We start from the raw sequence: 6,282 nt of genomic DNA on the forward strand, positions 1-6,282 counted from the left end.
CGCGCTTGTTCAGGTACGAGGCGACGACCGAGCGCGGGTCGCGGATCAGGAAGGCGTGGGTGAAGCCACCCAGCCATTCGCGATCGAGCATCGCCGGCAGCAGGTGGTGCGTCATGTGCTTCTGGTACCAGACCGCCTTGCCGCCCGGCACCGGCCCGGCCAGCTGCCGCCAGACCGCGCGCCAGTCGGTCTCCATTGCCTCGATGATCTCTGCGGCCATCGGGTGCGATTCGCCGGTCTCGGCCAGCCAGGCGCCGTAGAGCGGCTCGTCGACGACCGCGGTGTCGACCCGGTTCTCGAAGGCGCGCATCATCGCCGTGGAGATGTTGCGCGGGCCGGACCACATGGCGATGCGGATGGGCGAGTCAGCAGCCATACCGCGCGCCCTGCTCGATCAGACCTTCGCCCGCAAGCGGCCTCCAACAGACTTCGCCTTCGGTCCCGCCACCTCGCCTGTTGGAGGGCGCTTGCGCGCGATCGAGTCGAACCGAACGCCTCCCTCTCGTGTCGTCCCGGACTCGATCCGGGATCCAGCGTCTTGCATATCTGCTCCCCAGCGACGGTTCGCCCGCAAGCGGCCTCCAACAGACTTCGCCTTCGGTCCCGCCACCTCGCCTGTTGGAGGGCGCTTGCGCGCGAATCGTCTTCGGATTCATCGACTCACCTCGCTGGCGAGCAAGTCCGCATACAGTGCCTGCAAGCGCTCGGTCACCGGACCTCGCACGCCCGTCCCGATCGTCCGTCCATCGACGGTTCCGACCGGCTTCAGGCCCGACAGCGTGCCGGTGATGAAGGCCTCGTCGGCGGCATAGACGTCGGTCAGGGTAAAGGTCGTGGCCGCGTGCGGAATGTCGTTGGCGGCGCACAGCTCGAGGACGTGACCGCGGGTGATGCCGCCGAGGCAGTAGCGGCCGTCGGAGGTCATCACGGTGCCGTTCCTGACGATGAAAAAGTGCGTCGAATTGCAGGTCGCGACGAAGCCGTGCGGGTCGAGCATCAGCGCTTCGTCGGCCCCGGCCACGGCACCCTGGATGCAGGCCAGGATGCAGTTGAGCTTGCTGTGGCTGTTGATGCCCGGGTCCTGCACGTCCGGCGCACCGCGCCTGACGTGCACGGTGAACAGCCTCAGCGGCGTGGTCAGCGCGGCCTCGGTCACCGGGTGATGACCCGGGATGATGACCAGCGTGGGCCCGCCTTCGACCAGGCGCGGGTCCTGGTACGGCTCGCGCCTGACGCCGCGGGTCAGCATGATCCGCAGGTGGGCGTCGTCGATCAGGCCATTGCCCTCGATGACCTGCTCGACCGCGCCGGTCAGGGCCTCGCGCGTGGGCAGGTCGTTCATGAACAGCGCCTTCGCCCCCTCGGCCAGCCGATCGAGATGGGCGGCGAGGAAGGCCGGCCGGCCGCCGACCACGCGTACGCCTTCCCAGACGCCGTCGCCGAGCACGAACCCGGAATCGAACACCGACACCTTCGCGTCGCGCTCGGCCACCAGTTCGCCATTGACCCAGATGAGGTACTCGTTGTCGTGCGCCATCGATCGGAAGTCCGTTGCGTCCGGCCCGAGTGTAGCCGGATGACACCGCCGCCCGGGCTGCGGCAGAATGGCGGCCGGTTTCCCGTACGGACAGAACATGATCGCACCGCGCCCCCTGCTGCTGGCAACCCTCCTGCTTCCATTGGCCTGCACCGTCTCGGCCGCCCCGGCCGAACCCGGCCGCGCCGTGCTCGACCCGCGCGAGCGGCCCGCGGTCGAGAACGCCATCGTCGCCGACCGGCTGGCCAACCTGCTGCCCGAGCTGATGGCCGAGACCGGCATCGACCTGTGGCTGGTGCTCAACCGCGAGTACGCCGAAGACCCGGTCTACTTCACACTGGTCCCGCAGCCGAGCTTCGCGGCGCGGCGGACCACGATGCTGCTGTTCCACCGCACCGACGACGGCAGCGTCCAGCCGATGACGGTCAACCGCTACCCGCTCGGCGAGCCCTACGAATCGAAGTGGTCGGGCGGCGACCTGGAGGAACAATGGGCCGCGCTGGCTGCGTTGATCGCCGAACTCGACCCCGAGCGCATCGGGATCAACACCTCCAGCACCTGGCCGGAAGCCGACGGGCTGACCCTGGGCCTGCATCGCAAACTCCTCGACGCGCTGCCCGACGAACTCGAAGACCGCGTCGTGTCGGCCGAGGCGCTGGTCGTGCGCTGGCTGGAAACCCGCACCGCCGCGGAGCAGGATCTCTACGCCCACGTCGTCGGCCTGGCCCGCGGCGTGATCGCCGAGGGCTTTTCGAACCGGGTCATCACGCCCGGCGTGACCACCACCGACGATGTCGCCTGGTACCTGCGCGAGCGTTTCGAGTCGCTGGGCCTGCCGATCTGGTTCATGCCCTACGTCAACGTCCAGCGCCCCGGCCAGGACTGCGCCGCCGACACGCCGTTCTGCGGCGTCGAGGGCGTGATCCAGCGCGGCGACGTGCTGCACACCGACGTCGGCATCTGCTACCTGAAGCTGTGCACGGACACCCAGGAGATGGGCTACGTGCTGAAACTCGGCGAATCGGAGGTGCCGGCCGACCTGGTCGACGCGCTGGCCGAGGGCAACCGCTGGCAGGACCTGCTGACCGCCGAGTTCGTCACCGGCCGCACCGGCAACGAGATCCTCGCCGCGGCCCAGGCATCGATGCAGGGCAAGCCGTGGTCGTTCAATGTCTACACCCATCCGATCGGCTTCGTCGGCCACGGCCCCGGGCCGACCATCGGCATGTGGGACCAGCCGGCGGCGATCCCGAACACCGGCGACTGGCCGCTGTACCCGAACAGCGCCTATGCCATCGAAGGCAACATCGCCGTTGCGCTGGAGCGCTGGGACGGCCAGCACGTCCAGATCAAGCTCGAGCAGACCGCGATCTACGACGGCGAACGGGTGATCTACGCTGCCGGCCGGCAGACCGGCTGGCACGTGGTTCGCTGAGCGTCCCGACCGATCGTTCCATCATCGCGCCCGGCCCGGTGAATGCGGCCGGCGCATCCGCCCGGCCGCGACCATCGCGCCGGGCGCATCATCTGCCGTACGCCGCCGCGCAGCGCCGGCGCTGCGCTCGATGCCTCAGCACTTGATCTCGAGAATCGCCTCGGCGAACCCGCCGCGACCGTCGCTGATGCGATAGCGGATCTGCAGCGGCGCGCCCAGCCAGCCGGTCGGCTCGAACCGGATCCGGTTGTCCTCGGTGATCGAGATTCTCGCCACCCCGCTGCCCGGCAGCTCCAGAAGCTGGACGATGACCAGCGGATCGCCATCGGGGTCGCTGTCGTTGGCCAGCACGTCGGCGAAGGCGATGCTGGTCATGTCGGTCACCAGCAGGTCGTCCTGCGCCACCGGCGGGTTGTTGACCGGTTCGGGCAAGACGGTCACGGTGACTTCGCCGGTGACCTCGGCCCCGCCGGCATCGCGCACGGTGTAGGTGAAGGAATCCGTGCCGGTGAAGCCGGCATCGGACTGGTAGCGCACACCGTCGCCGACGATGCTGGCGGTGCCGGCGCTGGCCGACGACACCGAGACCAGGGTCAGCGCGTCGCCGTTCGGATCCGAGTCGTTGGCCAGCACATCGATCACCACCGGTGAGCCGGAGAAGGTCTCTGCGGTGTCGGGCTGCGCGATCGGCGCGTCGTTGTCCACGGTCACCGTCACCGTCGCGGTCGCCGTCTCCTCGCCGTCGGAGACGACGTAGCTGAAGCTGTCCTCGCCCTCGAAGCCTTCGGCCGGGGTGTAGGTGATGAAGTCGCCGCTGTTGGCCACCGATCCGGAGGCCGGCTGGGTGACGCTGACGACGGTCAGCGGATCGCCGTCGGGGTCGCTGTCGTTGGCCAGCACGTCGATGAACAGCTCACCGCCGTTGCGCGAGGCCGTGGCGGTGTCGTTCTCGGCCTGCGGGGCGCGGTTCAGGAACTCACGCTCGCCGAGGTCGACCGTGGTCGTGGTGCGCTCGAAGCGGTAGACATCGACGGTGCGCTTGTGCTGGGCCGGGTTGCGCAGCGCGCGCAGCACCCAGGCCGGGACCTCTTCGACCGGCTCTTCGTGAATGGTCACCGCCTGCGGCTCCGGCTCGGCCGGTACCCGCACGGTTTCCTCGCGCTCGACCACGCGGATGAATTGCACGTCGACGCGCCGGTTGAGCTGCCGATTCTCGTCGGAGGTGTTCGGCACCCGCGGCTCGGATTCGCCGCGACCGTCGGTCACGATCGCCTCGGGGTCGACGCCGAGCGCCACGAGTTCCTGCTTGACCGCCTCGGCGCGCCGGTTCGACAGCGTTTCGTTGTAGCGCTCGGGGCCGAGGTCGCAGGTGTGACCGACCACGCTGACGCGGCCGATGATCTCGCCGCGGGTGATCAGGTCGGCGACCTGCTGCAGGCGCGCGCGCGAATCGGCACGGATCTCGGCGCTGTCGAGGCCGAAGAAGGCATCGGCTTCCATGTCGACGTTGTTGCGCACCACGCGCGTCTCGGTCCGTTCGGCCGGCGCGGCCGGCGGTGCTTCGGTCGCTGCCGATGCCGGCGCGATATCGATTTCGGCCGAGCGCGGGCGGTAGCTCTGACCGAAGGCGTAACGCCAGATCAGCGTGGCCCGGGTGTCGTCGTCGCGCTGCTCGAAATCACCGGACTTGCGGAACCGCTCGACCGACAGCGCCAGGCTGTGGCCGGTGCCGGTGAAGAACTTCTCCGCGGTACCGGACAGCGTGATCTGGTCGGAATCGAAATCGCCCCACTCGTAGTCGAGACCGGCCTGGACCCGAATATCGGGTTCATCGAAGAACCGCCCGATCCGGGCGCCGACGCCGTAGTCGTAGGCCTGTTCGAAGGTCTCGGTCAGTACGGTGGTGGTCTGCAGCTGGCGGAACGGCCGGCCGCCGGTATCCTCGCCGAACACGAAGTCCTCGAACACCTGGCTGAAATCGTCGACCTGCCGCTCGTCGGTCAAGCCGAACGAGAACTGGGTCGACCAGAACACGTCCTTCTTCTCGTAGCCGGCACCGACGCTGAGCTTGCGGTCGTCCCAGCGGTTCTGATCGGCGGCCACGTACAGCTTGTAGACCCCCGGCAGCTCCTCCTGCAGGGCCGGATTGCCTTCGCCGGGCAGCCAGTGATAGTTGAGTTTGACACCGCCGGCGCCGTCCTGGTACCAGCCTTCGGCGACCCAGGAATCGCGCTCGCCCATGGCCAGCACGCCGAGCAGCTCGGCCACCACGTCGCCCTCGTCGGAAAGACCGAGACCGACGCGCCAGTCGTCGCCGGCGTAATCGACGCGCGCGTTGCCTTCACTGCCGGACACGCTGACGGAGTCGGAGGCGAAGGACGAACCGGCGAAGACACCGGCGATGACGAACACGAACAAATGGCGGCGCATGGAATTCCCCTGGACTGGCCGAAGCTGGACCGGCTATTGTCCATGCCAGAGCCGGTGACGGCAAGGCGGGTACGCGCGTCGGGTTGCTCGGGCAGGCTCAAATCGCTCATTCACTCAATCGTACAAGCGATTTCCCGGCGGCCGGGGACGGGCGTTGATCCAGTCGATGGGCATCACCACGGCCCGCCGCGGACCAGCCGCACGACCTGCAGGGTGCCGGTCGAGGCCGGCTCGATGAGGCCGTCGGCGAAGTCGATGCGCCAGGCCTGTTCGAGCCCGTCGGTCACCGGCGAGGAGGTCCAGTAGCCGTCGACCGGCGCGACCGGAAAGGCCACGGCATTCAGCGCGGGACCGAAGCAGCGGTCCTCGATGATCGACGCCAGCTCGTTGCGGTTCGGCACGCGCCAGTCGTCGAAGCCGGCCTGTTCGTGCGCCTCGGCCGCGGCCAGCGCCGCCGACCAGCTCAGCCGGGTCGCGGTCCCGGTGCAGGTCGTCCCGTCCCAACTCTGGCCCAGGGCGCAGCGCTGCCAGACGCGCCGGCTCGGGGTGTGGAGGACCGTGCCGTCGGCCTGTTCGCGGAAGTCCTCGCTCGGCGTGCTGGCCGGCACGAAGCCGTTCTCGTTGCCGCCGGCGCACTGGGCGAGGGCCGTCGGAGTCAGCGCCGCTGCAGCGAGCAGCAGTCCGAACTGCAGGGTCTTGTGGATGGTCATCATGGAATCTCCCGCACCAGCCGGACCTTCTGCCCGGTCGATTTCAGTTCCACCACCGCCGCGCCGTCGACGAAGTCCACCACCCAGGCCGAATCGGGCTGCGCGGCCATCGGCGTGTCGGTCCAGTAGGTCCCGTCGGTGAACGGGAAGTGGCCGATCGCGATCGCCGG

The 6,282-nt window shown here is 68.8% G+C and carries 5 protein-coding genes; 1 reads left to right on the forward strand and 4 read right to left on the reverse strand.

Annotation, left to right across the window (positions count from 1 at the left end; all coding sequences use genetic code 11):
* Together HFP89_RS00315 and HFP89_RS00320 are read right to left on the reverse strand one after the other, a co-directional pair.
* On the reverse strand, positions 1-376 hold a 376-nt coding region (locus HFP89_RS00315), incomplete at its 3' end, for a hypothetical protein (protein ID WP_206212157.1).
* 276 nt (positions 377-652) lie between these two features.
* Positions 653-1,537, reverse strand: a complete 885-nt coding sequence (locus tag HFP89_RS00320) for an aminotransferase class IV (protein ID WP_168715645.1) — start codon at positions 1,535-1,537, stop codon at positions 653-655.
* 97 nt (positions 1,538-1,634) lie between these two features.
* On the opposite strand from HFP89_RS00320, the gene HFP89_RS00325 reads away from it, so the two are divergent.
* Entirely contained in the window at positions 1,635-2,972 is a 1,338-nt protein-coding gene (locus HFP89_RS00325) for a M24 family metallopeptidase (protein ID WP_206212158.1), read from the forward strand.
* Between the two features lie 135 nt (positions 2,973-3,107).
* On the opposite strand, the gene HFP89_RS00330 is transcribed toward HFP89_RS00325, so the two are convergent.
* The gene (locus HFP89_RS00330; RefSeq protein WP_168715647.1) at positions 3,108-5,402 is read right to left on the reverse strand and encodes an Ig-like domain-containing protein; all 2,295 of its coding nucleotides are present in this window, start codon (positions 5,400-5,402) and stop codon (positions 3,108-3,110) included.
* 173 nt (positions 5,403-5,575) lie between these two features.
* Complete coding sequence (locus tag HFP89_RS00335) at positions 5,576-6,115, reverse strand: DUF1566 domain-containing protein (protein WP_168715648.1); 540 nt, start codon at positions 6,113-6,115, stop codon at positions 5,576-5,578.
* Positions 6,116-6,282 lie beyond the last annotated feature (167 nt).

It is taken from the genome of Wenzhouxiangella sp. XN79A (genome assembly GCF_012272825.1).
Lineage (GTDB): Bacteria > Pseudomonadota > Gammaproteobacteria > Xanthomonadales > Wenzhouxiangellaceae.

Coding starts and splice junctions, on each gene's coding strand:
- HFP89_RS00320 (WP_168715645.1), bottom strand. CDS start 1,537: ATGGCGCACGACAACGAGTACCTCATCTGGGTCAATGGCGAACTGGTG.
- HFP89_RS00330 (WP_168715647.1), bottom strand. CDS start 5,402: ATGCGCCGCCATTTGTTCGTGTTCGTCATCGCCGGTGTCTTCGCCGGT.
- HFP89_RS00325 (WP_206212158.1), top strand. CDS start 1,635: ATGATCGCACCGCGCCCCCTGCTGCTGGCAACCCTCCTGCTTCCATTG.
- HFP89_RS00335 (WP_168715648.1), bottom strand. CDS start 6,115: ATGATGACCATCCACAAGACCCTGCAGTTCGGACTGCTGCTCGCTGCA.